The sequence below is a fragment of the Flavobacterium sp. AJR genome, assembly GCF_002156885.1.
Classification (GTDB): domain Bacteria; phylum Bacteroidota; class Bacteroidia; order Flavobacteriales; family Flavobacteriaceae; genus Flavobacterium.
The window spans coordinates 1-18308 of the sequence record NZ_NCWQ01000035.1; the positions used below are offsets into that span (position 1 = coordinate 1).

The 18308-nt window shown below is 32.6% G+C and carries 20 protein-coding genes; 5 read left to right on the forward strand and 15 right to left on the reverse strand.

Going from position 1 to position 18308, the window contains the following annotated elements; translation table 11 throughout:
* Positions 1 to 145 precede the first annotated feature (145 nt).
* The 12 genes from B8T70_RS10660 to ahcY all read right to left on the reverse strand — a co-directional run bounded on the left by B8T70_RS10660 (position 146) and on the right by ahcY (position 11709).
* On the reverse strand, positions 146 to 859 hold the full coding sequence (locus tag B8T70_RS10660) for a 2OG-Fe(II) oxygenase (RefSeq protein WP_086894838.1): 714 nt from the start codon (positions 857 to 859) through the stop codon (positions 146 to 148).
* A gap of 468 nt (positions 860 to 1327) precedes the next feature.
* A complete protein-coding gene (locus tag B8T70_RS10665) occupies positions 1328 to 2179 on the reverse strand; it encodes a methylated-DNA--[protein]-cysteine S-methyltransferase (RefSeq protein ID WP_086894839.1) in 852 nt (283 codons plus the stop codon).
* 232 nt (positions 2180 to 2411) lie between these two features.
* Positions 2412 to 2885, reverse strand: a complete 474-nt coding sequence (locus B8T70_RS10670; RefSeq protein WP_086894840.1) for a GNAT family N-acetyltransferase — start codon at positions 2883 to 2885, stop codon at positions 2412 to 2414.
* 33 nt (positions 2886 to 2918) lie between these two features.
* On the reverse strand, positions 2919 to 3872 hold the full coding sequence (locus B8T70_RS10675) for a Fic family protein (protein WP_086894841.1): 954 nt from the start codon (positions 3870 to 3872) through the stop codon (positions 2919 to 2921).
* 41 nt (positions 3873 to 3913) lie between these two features.
* Positions 3914 to 4246, reverse strand: coding sequence for a multidrug efflux SMR transporter (locus B8T70_RS10680; protein ID WP_086894842.1), 333 nt, complete (start codon positions 4244 to 4246; stop codon positions 3914 to 3916).
* 33 nt (positions 4247 to 4279) lie between these two features.
* Complete coding sequence (locus tag B8T70_RS10685; protein ID WP_086894843.1) at positions 4280 to 4759, reverse strand: hypothetical protein; 480 nt, start codon at positions 4757 to 4759, stop codon at positions 4280 to 4282.
* Positions 4760 to 4762: 3 nt separating this feature from the next.
* On the reverse strand, positions 4763 to 5812 hold the full coding sequence (locus tag B8T70_RS10690) for a hypothetical protein (RefSeq protein WP_165763201.1): 1050 nt from the start codon (positions 5810 to 5812) through the stop codon (positions 4763 to 4765).
* 55 nt (positions 5813 to 5867) lie between these two features.
* Positions 5868 to 6503 (reverse strand): hypothetical protein, encoded by a 636-nt coding sequence (locus tag B8T70_RS10695; RefSeq protein ID WP_086894845.1) that lies wholly within the window; start codon positions 6501 to 6503, stop codon positions 5868 to 5870.
* A 6-nt stretch (positions 6504 to 6509) separates the two neighbouring features.
* The gene (locus B8T70_RS10700) at positions 6510 to 6794 is read right to left on the reverse strand and encodes a hypothetical protein (RefSeq protein WP_086894846.1); all 285 of its coding nucleotides are present in this window, start codon (positions 6792 to 6794) and stop codon (positions 6510 to 6512) included.
* Between the two features lie 391 nt (positions 6795 to 7185).
* A complete protein-coding gene (locus B8T70_RS10705; RefSeq protein WP_086894847.1) occupies positions 7186 to 9504 on the reverse strand; it encodes a patatin-like phospholipase family protein in 2319 nt (772 codons plus the stop codon).
* Between the two features lie 141 nt (positions 9505 to 9645).
* Positions 9646 to 10272, reverse strand: coding sequence for a hypothetical protein (locus tag B8T70_RS10710; protein ID WP_086894848.1), 627 nt, complete (start codon positions 10270 to 10272; stop codon positions 9646 to 9648).
* 120 nt (positions 10273 to 10392) lie between these two features.
* A complete protein-coding gene (gene ahcY, locus B8T70_RS10715) occupies positions 10393 to 11709 on the reverse strand; it encodes an adenosylhomocysteinase (protein WP_086894849.1) in 1317 nt (438 codons plus the stop codon).
* A 371-nt stretch (positions 11710 to 12080) separates the two neighbouring features.
* Here ahcY and B8T70_RS10720 point away from each other — a divergent pair, with 371 nt between their 5' ends.
* Positions 12081 to 12713, forward strand: a complete 633-nt coding sequence (locus B8T70_RS10720; protein ID WP_086894850.1) for a 4'-phosphopantetheinyl transferase superfamily protein — start codon at positions 12081 to 12083, stop codon at positions 12711 to 12713.
* A gap of 220 nt (positions 12714 to 12933) precedes the next feature.
* Here B8T70_RS10720 and B8T70_RS10725 read toward each other — a convergent pair whose 3' ends face one another.
* The 3 genes from B8T70_RS10725 to B8T70_RS10735 all read right to left on the reverse strand — a co-directional run bounded on the left by B8T70_RS10725 (position 12934) and on the right by B8T70_RS10735 (position 14279).
* Positions 12934 to 13323, reverse strand: a complete 390-nt coding sequence (locus B8T70_RS10725; RefSeq protein WP_086894851.1) for a group III truncated hemoglobin — start codon at positions 13321 to 13323, stop codon at positions 12934 to 12936.
* A 2-nt stretch (positions 13324 to 13325) separates the two neighbouring features.
* Entirely contained in the window at positions 13326 to 13607 is a 282-nt protein-coding gene (locus B8T70_RS10730; protein WP_039111840.1) for a hypothetical protein, read from the reverse strand.
* A 75-nt stretch (positions 13608 to 13682) separates the two neighbouring features.
* Entirely contained in the window at positions 13683 to 14279 is a 597-nt protein-coding gene (locus B8T70_RS10735; RefSeq protein ID WP_086894852.1) for a Crp/Fnr family transcriptional regulator, read from the reverse strand.
* Between the two features lie 95 nt (positions 14280 to 14374).
* Between B8T70_RS10735 and B8T70_RS10740 the strand changes: the two genes are divergently transcribed.
* Genes B8T70_RS10740 through arfB form a run of 4 tightly spaced genes read left to right on the forward strand, consistent with a single transcriptional unit; the run spans position 14375 to position 18232 of the window.
* On the forward strand, positions 14375 to 15103 hold the full coding sequence (locus B8T70_RS10740) for a geranylgeranylglyceryl/heptaprenylglyceryl phosphate synthase (RefSeq protein ID WP_039111842.1): 729 nt from the start codon (positions 14375 to 14377) through the stop codon (positions 15101 to 15103).
* Positions 15104 to 15135: 32 nt separating this feature from the next.
* A complete protein-coding gene (gene pnuC / locus B8T70_RS10745; protein WP_086894853.1) occupies positions 15136 to 15759 on the forward strand; it encodes a nicotinamide riboside transporter PnuC in 624 nt (207 codons plus the stop codon).
* Positions 15720 to 17828, forward strand: a complete 2109-nt coding sequence (locus tag B8T70_RS10750; RefSeq protein ID WP_086894854.1) for a DUF4301 family protein — start codon at positions 15720 to 15722, stop codon at positions 17826 to 17828. The genes pnuC and B8T70_RS10750 overlap by 40 nt, the downstream gene beginning before the upstream one ends.
* Positions 17828 to 18232, forward strand: a complete 405-nt coding sequence (arfB, locus tag B8T70_RS10755; RefSeq protein WP_086894855.1) for an alternative ribosome rescue aminoacyl-tRNA hydrolase ArfB — start codon at positions 17828 to 17830, stop codon at positions 18230 to 18232. The genes B8T70_RS10750 and arfB overlap by 1 nt, the downstream gene beginning before the upstream one ends.
* The last annotated feature ends 76 nt before the right edge of the window (positions 18233 to 18308 follow it).

Below are 18308 nucleotides of genomic sequence, written 5' to 3' on the forward strand. Positions count from 1 at the left end.
TTCTGTAGAGACGCACCGCAGTGCGTCTAACATCACGTAATTAATCTATGAGGACCAATCTTTGCGTAGACGCACTGCGGTGCGTCTCTACAGACATGCTGTATGTTAAAACCTTTGTGCCTTAGTACCTCAGCACCTTTGTACCTTAACTCAACGCATCATGAAAAATAATCCCCAGCGTATGTCGTTCGCCAGAATGAATCTCACTAACACCATGTTTCATATTAACGCGGTAATAACCTTTAGAACCTTTTACGGGTCTGAAATTGGTGGTAAAAACTAGAATATCACCTTTTTTGGGTTTCAGAACTATGGCTTTCGATTGTGCTCTGGGAGTCTGTTGTGTTAATACAAATTCACCACCAGTAAAATCTTCATCGGGTTTGTTTAGAAAAAGTACAATCTGAATCGGAAAATAAACATCCCCATATAAATCCTGATGTAAGGTATTAAAACCGCTTTTGCCATATTTTAAAATTAAAACAGTCGCTTTTAATTGATTATTGGCGTGACATTGCTCTAATAGTTTTTCATGAGATTCAGGAAAAACCGTATTTATATTTAATGCTTTCATCCAGGCGTTTGCAATTGGAGCGAGTTTAGGATAAATAGCTGTTCGAATTGTTTGGATTAAATCTGGCAATGGATAATTAAAATATTTGTATTCGCCCAAACCAAAACGATAACGTTCCATAACGACCGTTTTTCGGTATAAATTAGGATTTGAATAGTCAAATTTTAAATCTTCACATTGATCGTTATTAAGCACATTCGGAATTATTGCAAATCCATTTTCGTGCATAGATTCGGTGATGCTTTCCCAATTAAGAGAAGTAATTTTTGATTGTATATTTTGCATGGTAATTTTAGATGTTATTGAATTTATCATAAAGAATCATTCACATACAGTATATCTGCATAGACGCACCGCAGTGCGTCTACGCAAAGATTGTCATATTTTTTGCCACAGATTAAAAGGATTAGAATGATTTATAAATCTGCCATATCTGCTAAATCTGCGTGAAAAAAATTATGTTTATATTTTACCGCAATTTTTATCCTGTAGAGACGCACCGCAGTGCGTCTACACAAAGATTGTCCTAATTTTTGCCACAGATTCAAGGATTAAAATGATTTGAAAAAATCTGCTACATCTGTTAAATCTGCGTGAAAAATATATCATGTGAATTATTTATGGGATTACGGTTTTTATTGTAGAGACGCACCGTAGTGCGTCTACGCAAAGATTATCGTCATAGATTGTAAATAGAAATACGGAACGTTAGACGCGCTGCGGTGCGTCTCTACATGTATATGTTGTGTAGTTTTAGATTATTGGATTTACCTGTACGCCTTCCCAGCCAATTATAGCAGTTTTTCGGGTATTTCCCCACATATATCCGCCAAAAGTTCCAGAAGCTTGAATCACACGATGACACGGAATAAGAAAAGCTACAGGATTACTGCCAATCGCAGTTCCTACTGCACGAGAAGCATTAGGTTTCTCTATTTGTTGTGCGATAGAACCGTAGGTGGAGAGTTGCCCCATTGGAATTTTTAGTAGCGTTTCCCAAACTTTTAATTGGAAATCAGTTCCTTTTAAATGCAGTTTTATTTCGGATAATTTACTCCAGTCATTCTGAAAAATAAATAGTGCATTTTGTTGTACCAAATCCAGTTTTCGGGAGAATGTTGCATTTGGGAATTTGTGTTGTAAATTTTCAAAACCAGTTTCTTCATTTTCGGCGAAAGCCATAAAACAAACTCCTTTACTGGTCGAAGCTACAATAATATTTCCAAACGGACTTTCGGCAAAACTGAAATTGATTTCCAGGTTTTTACCTCCGTTTTTATATTCGGCTGGCGTCATTCCTTCGATGTTTACAAATAAATCATGAAGGCGACTTGTACCCGAAAGACCAGTATCGAAAGCGGCATCAGATAAAGTTGCCTGATTGTTTTCTTTGAGGATTTTTTTGGCGTGTTCAACACTTATATATTGCAAGAATTTCTTCGGACTTGTTCCTGCCCATTCGGTAAATAAACGCTGAAAGTGAAACGGACTTAAATGCACTTTTTCGGCAACCTCATCTAAGTTGGGTTGCTCCTTAAAGTTAGCTTTGATATAATCTATTGCATCGGCAATGCGATTATAATTAATGTTTTCCTGTGTATTCATTTCGTTCAATTTTATAATACAAATATCAACAGGATTCTTCGGTCATAAAATCCGAAACTTGCTGTGTTTTTTTAACCGCAAAGAACGCGATGTTTTTTACTCGAAAACTCAAAAGGGCGTAAATTTATTTTCGCAATATTTTCATCCTGAGCGAAGTCGAAGGAGCATAAAGGACATCGCCAAAGATTGGCATAAATTTTAAAATTAAAACTTTCCGAGATTATAAAGTTCGCTATAAATCTTTTTCCATTTTGTAATTAATCAGTTCTACGCCTAATCTTATATTTCGTTGTTCGGCTTTTACAATAAAGCCTTTCTTTTCGAAGAATGGTTTTGCTGTTATACTTATGTCAGATGTTATGGTTTTTTGTCCCAAAGCGTTGGGATATTTTTTTGCTTCAAGTTCTAATTCGGTTAAGATTTTATCAGCGATTCCTTGTCGTTGATACTCTTTATGAATGTAAAAGAAGTCGATGTAATTTCCATCTTTTAAAGTTCCAAAACCAGTAATTTTATTTGCTATAATTGCTAATAAAACAAATTGTGTATTAATAACTTCAATCCAGCGTTCGGTATTATCAACTCCCGAAATCCAAACATCAATTTGGACTGGATTATAATCGTCTTTGCAAACATGTTTTATAGTTTCGACATACAATTCCTGTATTTCTTTTAAATCGGAAATAGTAGCTTTTCGGAAGTTCATTGTATTTGTAATTATATGATAAAGAAATTCAATTTATAGTAAAATGTACTTTGTTTTATTTTGATTTCCTTCAATTTTAAAAATCTTAAGTTCCACTCCTTTTTTTAAATCCCTACTTGCTGTAGCAGATGATATTTCTTTAAAAACATTCATATAATCTTTTCTTGTAAATTCACGAACTCCTAGCATCGAAAAGTAATCCAGGCGGTCTATATCTCTTATTGTTCTATTGTTGTAGTTCAATAAATTCTCCAACGATGTATTTATGACCCCAAGCATATACTCAATAAAGTGAGTTGATTTTCCAGTATTGTCGCTTGTTTCAAGTGATTTGTAATATTCTTTTTGAGTCTGGCTAATTAAAGTTTCAAAAGGCAAAAATTCAAAAACGGGATATTCATTCATTAAAATTAAGGTTTGCCATAATCTTCCCATTCTACCATTTCCATCTAAAAAAGGATGAATGAACTCCATTTCATAATGAAAAACACAACTTTTTATTAGAGTTAATTCATCTTTATCTTTTAAATAATCAAATAAATCATTCATTAAATGAGGAACATTGTCATGTGGCGGGGCAACATGTGTAACTTTTGAACCTTTTACTATTCCAACACCTTGTTTTCGATATTTTCCAAAATCAGGAATTAAACCTTTCATCAATGCAGAGTGTGCATCTAAAAAGCTTTTAGATGATGTTGATTTGTACTGATCTAATTTTTCATATACCTTAATGGCATTAAGAACTTCAAGGACATCTTTTTCAGGACCAAAGACACGTTTATTTTCTATTAAAGCTGTAATTTGTTCTTCTGTCAAAGTGTTTCCTTCAATTTGTAAAGAAGAATGAATTGTTTTTATTCTGTTTTGTTTTCTTAACTGAGGAGATTGCTTGTCTAAATTGACGGCGTTTAGTGCTCCAATTTTTTCAGAAATAGAACTGATAAGTTTTAATATAATTGGAGTAATGTCATATGGAGGCTTCATGATAGTATCATTTGATACTATCAAAAGTACTATTTTTTAATCTAATGTGTTGTAGTTTTAGAAAAAACATTGATAACAACAACACCTATTATAATTAATGCCAATCCTATTATTGCAGGTAAATCGGGAGTTTGTTTAAAAAATACGGCACCAATAATAGTAATTAATACAATCCCAACTCCAGACCAAATAGCATAGGCAACACCAACAGGAATTGTTCTTATAGCAAAGCTAAGGAAGTAAAATGCACCTGCATATCCTATAAAAGTTATTATACTTGGGATAAGTTGAGTAAACTGCTCTGATTTTTTTAATGCTGAAGTTGCAATGATTTCAAATATAATGGCAATTCCTAAAAATAAAAAGTTTTTCATAATTCACGTTTTTACAAAGTTAACCTTTGTGTTTTAGTGAAAAGAAGAATTTATTGAATATTGTTTTATTTCATTCAAATCTACTTTTTGGATGAGTTTTTCAGAAATTGGATCATAATAGCGATAGGGAATACTAGGTCCTAACCCACGAAAAGGACCATCCTTATGATTTAAAAAAGCCGAGTATCTTCCGCAGCACTCTAATGTGATGTAGCTAAAATTTAGGTCACAACTATTAACCTGAAGATTAATCCATTGTGGGACTTTACCATTTCGCCATAAATAATCAATTACAGTCGACTTTGTAGCAGGATTAATTGAGCTTGATTCATTGATTTTATCATCAGGATAAATTTCTTCATCGTTTTCTAGCTCATTTCCATCGTACGAACAATTAGTTTTAATTATGAATTTACAATCGTGTGGTAATTTGTTTATTACCATTTCTTGTGTAAAATCTATAAGTCCGTCAAGGGCTTTTTCTAAATTGATTTTAAAATCTTCTTTTGTCATAATTTATTTAAGATTCCCTTTACGTATAGAAACACTTATTAATTGATACCCATTTTCGGTTCTCAGGAAATCAAAATGATCCTGCGAGGAATTTTTTTTATCACGGTGATTAATAATAATACTCATCATTGGATATTTCCAGTCTTTGGATTCATTACAATTATTAAAGTACTGATTGTATTTGTCTGCTTCGTAGATAAATTGATTTAGGCCATTTGTCGTAACAAAGTAATCACAAGTAGGATTGCTAAGTTCTAGCAATTTATCTTTTATGAGTTTGTAGTTTTTATTAATGAACTTAGTTTTTGGTTCATTAATCCAGCCAACTGGTTCTTTCCAATAGAAAAATTCTTCATAGGAATGTTTTAGTAAATTCTCTTTGGATAAATCTGTGAGCAAACTGTTTTTTAGCCATAATTTAAACTCTTTATCATAATTTATAAATGAATAGTATTGTCCATCAACACCAAGGAAATTTTCTCTTATCGGGTCTAAGCTTGGTTCTTTTGATTTTTGTAAAGAATAAAAATTCAACTCATCATTATATACAAAGTTCTCGATAAGGATTTTGTTATTGGTATCAATAAGATAGTTATTTCCACCAGCCCAACTAAAATGATTGCAACCTCCACCATGATTATCATTTACTTTTTCGGCGCCTTTTAATGCTATAATCATTCCGTTTATAACTTTGGTTATGCTGCTATATTCGGCAGGAATTACAATTTCACCATGACCATTAAACACTCCCATTTTATCAGTTTTTGGGTCTCGAAATCTGATAAAACCTTCGTTTTCGCAATCAGGACCATTGTCGAATATATACAAACTATCTCGACCAATTATTTTTCCAGTCTTTGTTAAATAATAGTTTTTCCAACTTTCATTTTCTTCTTCGGAAACAACAATAATATCATCAAATTTATTGGCAATTGTCATTCCCATAAATTTAGGTTCGATTTTTATAATGCTGTTTTTATCTTTATATCCGGTATGCGTTGTGTCTTTGTCCCAGAAGGGAGTCCATGTATCATTATTTTGTGCAAATGACATACAGTTTATAAGGAGAAATATATAGATGAGGAAAATGCGTTTCATTGCTGTTTATCTATTTAAAATCGTATTCGTAATTTATTTCTTTTAAATCTTCTTCTAGTAATTCCCAATCTTCAATTTCGTCTACAATAGACAAAACCATTTCTTTGGTCAGGATTTTACCTTGGTAAATTTCGGTTACAGTTTTTAATGGAATTCCAGTTTCTTTATAAGATTCATCAAAATACTCGCTTGCCCAATCGATATATGTTTGCGGATTTCCATCAAAAATAGTTAGTAATTCTGCTGAGTTGTCATTATAATCTTCAATCGTTCCAACTTCCCAATTCTCGGTTTCGTTTGTCCACAAACAAAATGTTGTTCCAAAGGATGCAACAGGCTCCCCAAAAATAAAGTCATTATAAATCTCAGGAAGGTTTTTAGTCAGATCACTTTTCTCGTTATGCTGATATTCATGTGCAAAACCATTTATTACGCAATGATTTTCGAGAAAAAGAATATTCATTAAATCTCCAGATCCGTCTCTCATTTCGCAATACTCTTCACCTTCTCCCCATTTAGAGTTGTAGGAGTAATATCGATATTCCCATTCTTGACAAATAATAGCGTCCAGAACTGAAATTGCTTTGCAGATATTCTGGAGTGATTTTTTATTAGGTAATAATTTAAAGTCTTTTGTAGAAATCATGTTTGTTTATATTTTATCAGTTCCGAACTGTATTTCTTTGGCTTCGTCATAACAATCGGAGCATAATATTTTGAAATCGGCTAAATCTTCAAATGCTTCATTCCACTCTTCGCCGTTATCGAGTAACCATTGCTCGCATGATCCACACCAGGCAATTTGCGGAAGATCTTCTTCGGCTTCGGAATAAAAAAAGCCAACTTTTTCTTTTTTGTCTATTGCCATTGCAAGATGAATACAGGCAAAAGACATATCTTTTGAACCATGTAGTTCACATATAACTTTTTCAATCATATTTTTAATCGTAATTAATCTAATCGGGTTTATTTACATTATAGATAGTTGAGGTTTTAAAATATTCAAGCTCATTACGTTGATATGATTAACTAGTTCTTGATTTGATTTTAAAACATTTTCTTTATCCTAATAATGTTTTATAGCTAATATATAAATATAATCTAGGAGTTAGTTCCTGAATGTAAAAAGAAAGGTCTTAAATTAATTTGATGATTTTGTTTGCGTGAGGGATAGGAGGTAGCTACCAAAGTAGCCCTCCCGATAGCTATCGGGAAGCCGACAGCGTTAAAGAAAATACCCAATGAACGTAATGCTTATTGGGTATTTTTTTTAATGGTGGCACGCCCAAATTATAAATTTTAGATTTAAAAAAGAAACCCGATTTTTCTTAAGGATTTAGTGATAATCCGACACTAAAAAACAATCTTACTTTGTCGATATTATTTATCCAGGAAGTATCAAAATGGATTGGACCCAAAATGGATTGGTAGGAAATCGCGGCACCTCCAGATATTACAAGGCTAGGGTCGAAGCCATCATCCCATTTTCCTTTTGGACTAAATGCCTTATTAATGTATTTATCAAAAGATTCAAACCCAACAGTTGCAATATTAAAATGGGGAGTAAGATAGATTTTTCCCATAAGGTTTATTTGAGAAGCAATTTTTAAGCCCATATATTGTGAAACATTGAGTTCATCTTCATGTAGGCCAGGAAATGAAAAACGATTACTACCAGAACTTGGTATAATTCCTCCTAAGAAATATTTTGAAGCATAACCAAAATCGGAATATGAAATTTGATTGTCTTTAAGTTTATCCTCAAAAATAAAATAAGAATCAAACCCAATGATTCCTGTAATTTTCTTTCTTATAAGAGCTCTTTTTTCAAAGCTGAAACCAAATTTTGTATAACCATTGGTTGCACCAGATATGCTTGTTTGATCTGGATCGTTAAAAGAGGTGTAGACATCTGTTAACAATGAGCGGGTTACATTTGCTTTTATAATTGTTCCATTTTCGGCAAAGAAAACTTTATCCATATTATTGTAGGCATAATGCATGTTTAATTCTATACTGTTTAAGGAGTAATCGGTGATGTCGATTGAGTTAGGATTGTATTCTCTGTCGTATTTTGGTTTTAAATTGGCGTATTGATAGTGTAAACCATAGCCAAAATAACTTTTTAGTGAATTTATGTTTCTGTTAATCTCATTATTAAATTCAAAATAATTATAAAGTACATTATCTGAAGCTTTGCCATCAAAATAAATTTCTTGCCTTAAAAAAGCTCCATAAAGTTCAGATGACCACCACCAGTCTCTGTTTTTTCCGAAATTTTTCTGAAAATTGATTCTTGCTTTTGGCTGCTCTGCAATATCCACTGTTACAAGAAGACGAGATGCTCTGGCAAGAACATTTCTTGCAGTGTAATTAAAAATGATTCCAACGCCTCGGTAAGTATCGTAATGTACAGATGTGTTGAGTTGGTTTTTGGCGCGTTCATGTCCAAATAGAGTAACTCCTAGTTTATCGCCATCTTTGATGAAATAACTGTATGTAATTTCATCAAAGAGATTGGTACCCATGGCTCTGTTAATGCCTGCTATTAAATCTTTGGTGGTATATTTTGTATTTGTTTTAAGATTTGTTCTTCCTAATACCAAAGCAAGGTTTTCGGGACTAATTTTTTTGTAAACAATTGTGTCAAGAACAAATTCTGGAGGCATGTTTGGTAATTCGTGAATTCGTTGTGTGTATCCTTTTAATTTTTCGGATAATGCAATTAAAGCCGGAAGGTTTTCTGCTGTTGCGATTTTACCATCTTTGTAGATTTCATCACTATCTGCAAAATCTGCGGTAGAAAAACGTAAGTTCGGCAAATGATCGACTAAGATCGTACAGAGTTTTCGGTTTGCTGGATTCTTAATATTACTCGGGAACATACTGGTTTGTGTCAATATAGTCACAAGATTATTCAGTTTGTCTATTGGCTCCAATCCGCCACCTACATCACTACCAATAATAATATCGGCGCCCATTTGTTTGGCAACATCTGTAGGGAAATTATTCATTACACCACCATCAACTAATACTGTTTTTTCATATGCCATGGGTTTAAAAATAGCAGGCAGAGACATACTGGCTCTCATGGCATAAGCAAGATTACCTTTGCTTAGAATAACTTCTTTTCCTTCGGATAAATCGGTAGCCATGGCTCTAAACGGTATTGGCAGACTGTCAAAATCTTTAACATTATATACAGGATAGGTCAATTCAGCAAGGTATTCTCTTAAATTTTGATCATTTAACAGAGAGCCAACGCTGTTTAGTTTTTTATCTTTAATTCCTATTCCAACTAAATAGCGCTGAAATTCTCTTTTTTCCTCTACACTTACAGATCTTAACGACTGGCCTCCGCCAAGTAATTTATCCCAATTAATGTTTTTGGTTAATTTTTCGATACTATCGCCAGAATATCCCATGGCGTATAAGCCTCCTATAACGCTTCCCATACTATTTCCTACAATAAGATCGGGAACGATGTGTAGAGAATCTAGTTTTTGTAAAAGCGGAATATGTGCAATTCCTTTTGCTCCGCCACCACTTAAGACTAAAACGACTTTAGGTTTCTTTTCCTGAGAAAAAATAATTTGCGGGAGAATAAGTAAAAATAAGAAGATGATTAAAAAAGTTGTTTTTTTCAAGTTTGTACTATTTAAGTATTTGAGAAATAGATTCTTATTTTAATTATTAAAAGTAAGTAGATATTTATAAACGTGCAATTTTTTGAGTGAAATGTTTTTTATGCCTGGTTGGGTGAGATTTTGATAAATTGTAGAGATAAATTATTGTAACTTAAAATATTGAAAGTGAGAATTACCGCATATCATCTCAGAAACTCCATTTTCTGTTTCAAAACCGATAAAATAAGCATTTAAAATCCCTGAATTTTCATCAATAGAATATCGCCAAACTTCTTTATTTTTATACACAAATTCTGTAAAGTTAGAATCATAGTAGATGTAAGTTGCAATTTCTGCTTTTTTACAAAAAATCACTGGCTCAGTTTTTATGAAACACCATTCTTTCGATTTTTTGTAAAGCTCAAAAAATAATATTTCATTGGAATTAATTGTTAACATTTCTCCAATCAAACCATTTTCATCGGGCATAACCCAATTTGAATCGGTGCTAATTTTTTTCCAATTTCCAGATATGTTTTTCAACAAATTTTCTCTGACGATTGATTTTAAAGAATCATATTTTTTATATGCAATTTGTCCTAGTTCGTTGTCGGGAATAATATGATGGGCAAAAAAAAATAATTGGATTGCTTTTTCATTTTGCCCTTTTTGTAAAAAAGATTCTCCTAAATCAAATCTGTCTTTTTGAAATTCATATTTAGAATTGCCTTGGGCGGTTAATTCAATAGACACAATTAAAAAAATAATGATAAAAATATAATTTTTCATGTTTTTTAGATTGTTACAATAATACAAAAACCCTCACATTTCTGCAAGGGTTCTAATATTCAGTTAATTTTAAAAATCTATCCCGAAGCTTCGGGACTACAATCTTAAATCTAAAATTATTTAGTATCTGTAGTATTCTGGTTTGAAAGGACCTTCAACTGGAACACCAATATAAGCAGCTTGATCGTCACGTAAAGTTTCCAATTCAACTCCTAATTTAGCAAGGTGCAAAGCAGCAACTTTTTCATCTAAATGTTTTGGTAACATGTAAACGTCATTGTTGTAAGCAGCACTGTTTTTCCATAATTCGATTTGTGCCAAAGTTTGGTTTGTAAATGAGTTACTCATTACAAAACTTGGGTGACCTGTAGCGCAACCAAGGTTTACTAAACGACCTTCAGCAAGAATGATGATATCTTTTCCAGCGATAGTATATTTGTCAACCTGAGGTTTGATTTCGATTTTAGATGCACCGTGGTTTTTGTTCAACCAAGCCATATCAATTTCGTTATCAAAGTGTCCGATGTTACAAACAACAGTTTTGTCTTTCATTTGCTCGAAGTGCTCTCCAAGAACGATATCTTTATTTCCAGTAGTTGTAATGATGATATCAGCATTAGCAATTACAGAGTTTAATTTTTTAACTTCATAACCGTCCATTGCTGCTTGTAAAGCACAAATTGGGTCAATTTCAGTAACTGTTACAATAGATCCTGCACCTCTAAAAGAAGCAGCAGTTCCTTTTCCAACATCACCGTATCCACAAACGATAACTCTTTTTCCAGCTAACATTAAGTCAGTTGCACGACGTACAGCATCTACAGCAGATTCTTTACAACCGTATTTGTTATCAAATTTAGATTTAGTAACAGAGTCATTTACGTTAATTGCAGGCATTGGCAAAGTTCCAGCTTTTACTCTTTCGTAAAGTCTGTGTACACCAGTTGTAGTTTCTTCAGACAAACCTTTAATTCCAGCAACCAATTCAGGGTAACGGTCAATAACCATATTAGTTAAATCTCCACCGTCATCAAGAATCATGTTCAATGGTTTTCTGTCTTCACCAAAGAATAAAGTTTGCTCGATACACCAGTCAAAATCCTCTTCGTTAAGACCTTTCCAAGCATAAACCTGAATTCCAGCAGCAGCAATAGCAGCAGCAGCCTGATCTTGAGTAGAGAAAATGTTACAAGAACTCCAAGTAACTTCAGCACCAAGAGCAATTAAAGTTTCGATTAAAACGGCAGTCTGGATAGTCATGTGTAAACATCCTGCAATACGAGAACCTGCAAGAGGTTGTTCGTCTTTATATTCAGCACGAAGCGCCATTAAACCTGGCATTTCAGCTTCAGCTAGTTCAATTTCTTTTCTTCCCCAAGCCGCTAGAGAGATATCTTTTACTTTGAAAGCCACAAAAGGCATAGTTGTAGTACTCATTTATAGTATATTTGTAATTGTAAATTTTTTTGCAAATTTACGGAATAACTTTATAATTTAACTAATTTCTAAAAGATTTGTGAAATGTTTAATCACTTAATCTTTTGAACATTAGATAAATAATATAATTGTCATATTGAGCATAGTCAAAATATGAAGCTATTTCCTGCTGTCCACTATATCTATTGCGGCGAACACCGCCACAATAGGATGCCGTTACCATCAGGGCTAGAAACGTAAGAGATTACAAGTGTATATGAACTTCTATTTCTTAATATAGCAAAAGAGAAAATTATAAATATTTGGCTTCAGAATATTTTCGACAGGAGCAAAATTTATAATTCATAATTTATAATTCACAATTAAAACAAATGCCTTTACATCAAACAATACAGTTTAACCCAACAACACAAATTTTAATTTGGAAGATAACCGAGTCTTTCGAAGAGTTGCTTGATAAAGTAGTTTTAAAAGAAAAAACACAACTTCGTTTAAACGGAATGAAATCCGATTTGCATAAACGAGGATTCTTAAGTGTACGTATGCTTTTGCAAGAAGCAGGTTTTACCGATCTGGATTTGCATTATGACCAATTCGGAAAACCGTATTTAAGTTGCCACAATCATATATCAATTACACATTCGCATAATTTTTCGGCAATAATTATTAGCGAAGAAACCGTAGGAATCGATATCGAACTCCAACGCGAAAAAATTCTAAGAATTGCTGATAAATTTGTCGATAGAGAATTCGATTATTTAAACTCCGATGCATTAGAAGAATACATAAAAAAACTTACCGTAATTTGGGGAGCAAAAGAAGCCATCTTCAAAATCCGAAACGAAAAAGGAATCAGTTTTAAAGACCATATTCGTGTAAATTCTTTCTCTCTGGAGGAAAACAAAACATTGGCAAGCCTACATTTTGATGATTTGGTAAAAGACTTTGTAGTGTACTATGAAGAAATAGAAAACTTTACTTTAGTCTACGCGCTGGAGAAGTAGTTTTTAGTTTTTTAGTAATTAGTATTCAGTCGCAGTTTTCAGTTTCAGTGAAAAAAGTCTCGGTTTTCAGTTGCAGTATTCAGTAAAATCTGCTGAAATTAGCCAAATCTGCGTGGTAAAAAATAGTCGCAGTATTTAGTTTCAGTAATCAGATGCGCACCTTTAATAATTCTTCGTGTTTCCTTTGCGAAACTTTGTGTAATTATTCGCGTAATATTATCTAAGCTTTCGAGCGGTTTTCAAACATATTCAAATAAAGAAACGTACTCATTTTTCGAGCTCTTCGTTTAAGAGTATCTACATTTTCTCCTTCAAAAAGTTCTTCCAGCGTTTCAAACCACACATTTAGCCAGATTCCAAACTCATGCGATGAAATCTGATTGTTAAAATGATCATCAACTTTATTGTGTGCTTCAATAGGATTGCCTTTGTATTTTTTGACAGCGAATAAATTGGTTTCCCAAAAATCGGTTAGTTTCTCCAGGTGTTCCTCCCAATCTTTAATCATATCATTAAAATAAAAGCCAATCTCAGTATTGGCTCTTATTTTTGTATAGAAAGTGTTTACCAGAAGCGATATATCTTCTCTGTTTTCTATTTGTTTTTTCATAACTAAATGTTATTTATAATAATAAACAAGATACTAAAAAAGACGCTTGTTATAATTAGGTTAAAAACCGTTTTATGGCTCATTTGTGCCAGGATAGAAGTATTAGCAATGATATTAGCAAAAACAATTATAGCAAGCTGAATCATTTGTGTTACCGATGTTCCATTAGCCAGAACAAACATTGCTGCAGCAGCACCAAGACAGCTTTGTCCTATAATAGCCATAGTTGCAGAGCCAATGTAACTTTTATTAAAATTTTCGAATGTTGAGTTATAAAGTGTCATGATATATAATTTTAGAGTAACAAAGTTACAGCCTACATATATCTCACATTTATGACTCAAATCATAAAGCAAAAACTATCGGTACACTTTCCGGTTTATGATTTTTAATTCGCCTTTCTTCTCTAAGGATTTTATAGCACGTATAACAGTCTCAACTCGAAGCCCAGATAAATCACCAATTTGTTGCCTGGTAAAATTGATGAGGTAACCGTTTACATCTTTCTTGAAATTAAAATTTGCAATAGCATAGTCAATCAATCTCAACACACGATGTTCAGGTTCATGAGTAGATATTTCGGCAGCCATTACAGATTTGTAATACAACCGTTGTGCTAAGTTTTCGATAATCTTAATGCTTATAGCAGGGTTTTCGTTTAATAGCCTCATGAAACTTTCCTTAGGAACACAAAGTATTTCGGCATCTTCTACAACAACAGCACTAGCGGGATACTTTTGATTTAAGAATAAAGGAGGTTCTCCAAATGATTGACCTTTATAGAAAATTCCCTGAATAAATTCCCGACCATCATCATTATAATTATTCATTTTTACTTCGCCCGAAAGAATCTGATAATAGTACGCAGGCAACTTACCTTCTTTAAAAACAACAGTTGTTTTTGTGAATTTTTTCTGTATTGCGTCGTATTTTTCTAGTAATTCAATAGCAATCATAGGTTTGTTTCTTTCGTTAGTTAAAGCGAATACACAAATATAATTGATTCGAAATAGTTCTCTTGCATAAAAAAACTTTTACTTTTACGCTCGCTATGGGACAAAAATTACAAAACATATATAAAGAAATACGTTTGGCCAAAGTTGAGAATCGAAAATTACTTGCGATTCTTTTGGATCCAGATAAAATTACTTGGCAAAACCTTGATAGCTTATTGCAAAAAATTAATCAATCGCCAGCAACACATATTTTTGTAGGAGGTAGTTTGGTCGAAAGTACTGTTTTGGAAGATTTAGTTTTTCAGTTAAAATTAAAAACTAATTTACCAGTTATGATTTTTCCTGGAGACCCATCGCAAATTTCACCACAAGCAGATGCAATTTTGTTTTTATCATTGTTGTCGGGTAGAAACCCAGATTATTTAATCGAATATCAGGTTCAGGCAGCGCCAATCTTAAAAAAAATGAATCTGGAGATTATTTCAACAGGATATATTTTAATTGAAAGCGGCAATGAAACTGCGGTTGCACGAGTAAGCAAAACAAAACCATTAGATAGAACAAATCTTGATTTGGCATTAGCAACAGCTCTGGCAGGCGAAATGTTAGGGAATAAATTAATTTACTTAGAAGCAGGAAGTGGGGCAAAGCAAGCTGTTCCGTTAGAAATGATTCAGCTGATTTCTCAAAATGTAAACATACCAGTAATTGTTGGTGGTGGAATTGTAGCTTTGTCACAAATTCAGAAAGTGTATGAAATGGGAGCAGACCTTGTAGTTATAGGTACAGCTTTTGAAAACGACATTCATTTTTTTGAATCGTAAACCTTTTTATGTAATAAAAACAAACAAGCTCAATGATTGATTTTTTTCTTAATGCGTATAAAAATGTTCCGCTCTGGCATATTGGCTTGGAATTTCTTGTTTTTGTTTTTGGAATCTTAAGCGTTTGGTTTGCCAAAAAAGAAAATATTTGGGTATATCCTACAGGATTAATTGCTACTGTGATATCTGTTTATTTGCTTTATGTAGCAGGTTATTTAGGCGATATGATGATTAATGGATACTTCTCGATTATGAGTATTTACGGTTGGTACAACTGGGCAAAAGGAACAAATCAAGAAGATACCTTGCCAATTACACGTACAAATATTAAGGAAAAATTAACAGGTATTATCTTGTTTTTTATTACAATTGTTGTAGTTTTCGGCATTTATAAATTTTTCGATTATGAGTTACATAAAGATAATTATATTGATATTCTTGCCTCAGGCATATTCTTTACAGGAATGTGGTATATGGCAAAGAAAAAGATAGAAAATTGGACTCTCTGGATTATCGGTGATATTATTGTAGTGCCTTTATATGCTTATCGTGGGTTAGGAATGTTATCATTCCAATATTTAATTTTTACAATTTTGGCTATTTCAGCTTATTTAGAATGGAAGAAAATCTTAAACAACAGGATACAAGAATATTAAAATTTGCTTTATTTGGTCCTGAAAGTACTGGTAAAACAACTTTAGCAAAGCAACTTGCCTCGTATTATGAAACGGAGTGGGTTCCTGAGTTTGCACGTGATTATCTTCAGGAAAGATGGGAAGAAAATCAGCATATTTGTATTGAAGAAGATATGATGCCAATTGCTTACGGGCAAACAAAATTAGAAAACGAAAAATTAGCTTTAGCAAATAAATATTTATTTTGTGATACCAATCTTATGGTAACCAAGGTATTCTCAGAGATGTACTATGGTTTTTGTAATCCGTTATTAAATGAAGCTGCGCTTGAACACGAATACGATTTGTTTTTTCTTACCGATATAGATGTTCCTTGGGAAAAGGATGATATTCGGGACAGCCCAAAAGAAAGAGAATCTGTTTTCTCGATCTTTAAAGAAACAGTAATCAAGACCCAAAAACCGTATATAACCTTATCAGGAAATAAAAAGTCACGCTTAGCCAAAGCAATAGAAATAATTAATGATTTGACGATTGCTAAAGAATTAGGTTTTTCTTCGGCCGATTTTGTACAGATTTATGAGCACGGAATTCCTATTGAAAAAATTAAAAATCAATTAACGATTTTTAAAAACGGAATAAACAAAAGTAACTTAATAAGTCCAGCTACAGTTTTAAACGGAATTTTGAATTTATCAGAAGCCGATTTTGAGATAAAAGCGGCTACGTTTGATGCTAATAAATCGAATTTAAAATTAAAAAAATTCGTTCCAGCTTCTGGAGCTGCAAGCAGAATGTTTAAATTCTTGAGTGCATTCCTAAATGATTTTAATATCGAAAAGGAAAGCATTAATGCATACATCAACAGAAAAAAAGAAAGTCAATTATCTCTTTTTATTATAGGGATAGATAAGTTTCCTTTTTTTGAAACTGTGGATAAAAAATTAAGAGAAGTATATCCTGATTTTGATTCTTTAAATAAAGACTATAAAAATTATTATTTTATAAAAATCTTATTGGCTTCAGATTATTTTGATTTTGCAAATAAACCAAAAGCGGTCTTACCTTTTCATCAATATAAAACTCATATTGCAAATCCTATCGAGGAACACTTGCATGAATGCGCTTATTATGCCAGTTCAAATTCTGTTTCTAATTTGCATTTTACAGTTTCAGAAATTCATCAGAGTCAATTTGAAGCGTGTGTTGCTGCTGTTAAAACAAAAATTGAGAAAGAGTCAGGGACAAAAATTGGGATCAGCTATTCTTATCAAAATAAAAGTACCGATTCAATTACAGTTGATTTAGAAAATCAACCAGTAAGAACGGATGACGGACAATTGGTTTTTAGACCAGGCGGACATGGAGCTTTAATCGAAAATTTAAATAATCTGGATGCTGATGTTATTTTTATCAAGAACATCGATAATGTAATCCAGAATCATATAGAGAAAATTGCTTTGTATAAAAAAGCATTAGCAGGTATTTTAATAGAATTGCAAAATAAAGTTTTTGGTTACCTAAATGATATTGAAAATCAACAAATAACTGAAGGAAAAATCGCTGAGGTAGTTTTGTTTTTAAAACAAAATCTAAACATAGAAGTAGCTATTGAAAAACTCACTTTTGAAAATGAAATAAATCGAATAAAAGAAGTTTTGGATAGGCCAATTCGCGTATGCGGAATGGTGAAGAATGAAGGAGAACCAGGAGGAGGGCCATTTTGGGTTCAGGACGAAGAGGGAGTAATTTCGCTTCAGATTGTAGAAGCTTCTCAGGTAGATTTAGCAGACAAAAACCAAGCAGCTATTTTAGCAAATGCAACTCATTTTAATCCGGTTGATTTAGTTTGTGGGATTAAAAATTATAAAAACGAAAAGTTTGATTTAACAAAATTTATAAATCATAACGCAGGTTTTATAGTCGAAAAAAGCGCAGGCAAAGATACTGTAAAAGGATATGAATTACCAGGATTATGGAATGGTGCAATGGCAAAATGGTTAACCGTTTTTGTTGCAGTACCAATAATTACTTTTAATCCTGTAAAAACGGTAAACGATTTATTAAAACCAGCACATCAGCCACAATAATGGAGATAGAAAAGATTGTTACAGAACTAACTTATAAAGCTGTTCGTAGTAGTGGCGCTGGCGGACAGAATGTAAACAAAGTATCCTCGAAGGTTGTTTTGAGCTTTGATTTGCGAAATTCGCAAGCTTTATCCGAAGAAGAGAAAATACTTTTGGAAATAAAATTAGCAACAAGATTAACATTAGATACAATTTTAATCTTGAATTGTGATGAGGATAGAAGTCAGCTAAAAAATAAAAGTATCGTAACAAAACGATTTTTGGAATTGATTAAAAACGCTTTAATAATCCAGAAACCTCGAAAAGCAACTAAGATTCCAAAATCAGTAATTCGTAAACGTATCAAGGATAAAAAGAACGTTTCGGAGATTAAGCAATCTCGAAAGAAACCAAATTTAGAATAAAATCCCAAAAATTAAATTCCAAATTCTAATAAAGATGATAGTAAAAACGAGTTTTTGGAATTTGGAATTTAATTTT

Excerpts from the sequence above, each read along its gene's own strand:
- B8T70_RS10660 (WP_086894838.1), bottom strand. The coding sequence starts at position 859 with ATGCAAAATATACAATCAAAAATTACTTCTCTTAATTGGGAAAGCATC.
- B8T70_RS10665 (WP_086894839.1), bottom strand. The coding sequence starts at position 2,179 with ATGAATACACAGGAAAACATTAATTATAATCGCATTGCCGATGCAATA.
- B8T70_RS10670 (WP_086894840.1), bottom strand. The coding sequence starts at position 2,885 with ATGAACTTCCGAAAAGCTACTATTTCCGATTTAAAAGAAATACAGGAA.
- B8T70_RS10675 (WP_086894841.1), bottom strand. The coding sequence starts at position 3,872 with ATGAAGCCTCCATATGACATTACTCCAATTATATTAAAACTTATCAGT.
- B8T70_RS10680 (WP_086894842.1), bottom strand. The coding sequence starts at position 4,246 with ATGAAAAACTTTTTATTTTTAGGAATTGCCATTATATTTGAAATCATT.
- B8T70_RS10685 (WP_086894843.1), bottom strand. The coding sequence starts at position 4,759 with ATGACAAAAGAAGATTTTAAAATCAATTTAGAAAAAGCCCTTGACGGA.
- B8T70_RS10690 (WP_165763201.1), bottom strand. The coding sequence starts at position 5,812 with ATGTCATTTGCACAAAATAATGATACATGGACTCCCTTCTGGGACAAA.
- B8T70_RS10695 (WP_086894845.1), bottom strand. The coding sequence starts at position 6,503 with ATGATTTCTACAAAAGACTTTAAATTATTACCTAATAAAAAATCACTC.
- B8T70_RS10700 (WP_086894846.1), bottom strand. The coding sequence starts at position 6,794 with ATGATTGAAAAAGTTATATGTGAACTACATGGTTCAAAAGATATGTCT.
- B8T70_RS10710 (WP_086894848.1), bottom strand. The coding sequence starts at position 10,272 with ATGAAAAATTATATTTTTATCATTATTTTTTTAATTGTGTCTATTGAA.
- ahcY (WP_086894849.1), bottom strand. The coding sequence starts at position 11,709 with ATGAGTACTACAACTATGCCTTTTGTGGCTTTCAAAGTAAAAGATATC.
- B8T70_RS10720 (WP_086894850.1), top strand. The coding sequence starts at position 12,081 with ATGCCTTTACATCAAACAATACAGTTTAACCCAACAACACAAATTTTA.
- B8T70_RS10725 (WP_086894851.1), bottom strand. The coding sequence starts at position 13,323 with ATGAAAAAACAAATAGAAAACAGAGAAGATATATCGCTTCTGGTAAAC.
- B8T70_RS10730 (WP_039111840.1), bottom strand. The coding sequence starts at position 13,607 with ATGACACTTTATAACTCAACATTCGAAAATTTTAATAAAAGTTACATT.
- B8T70_RS10735 (WP_086894852.1), bottom strand. The coding sequence starts at position 14,279 with ATGATTGCTATTGAATTACTAGAAAAATACGACGCAATACAGAAAAAA.
- B8T70_RS10740 (WP_039111842.1), top strand. The coding sequence starts at position 14,375 with ATGGGACAAAAATTACAAAACATATATAAAGAAATACGTTTGGCCAAA.
- pnuC (WP_086894853.1), top strand. The coding sequence starts at position 15,136 with ATGATTGATTTTTTTCTTAATGCGTATAAAAATGTTCCGCTCTGGCAT.
- B8T70_RS10750 (WP_086894854.1), top strand. The coding sequence starts at position 15,720 with ATGGAAGAAAATCTTAAACAACAGGATACAAGAATATTAAAATTTGCT.
- arfB (WP_086894855.1), top strand. The coding sequence starts at position 17,828 with ATGGAGATAGAAAAGATTGTTACAGAACTAACTTATAAAGCTGTTCGT.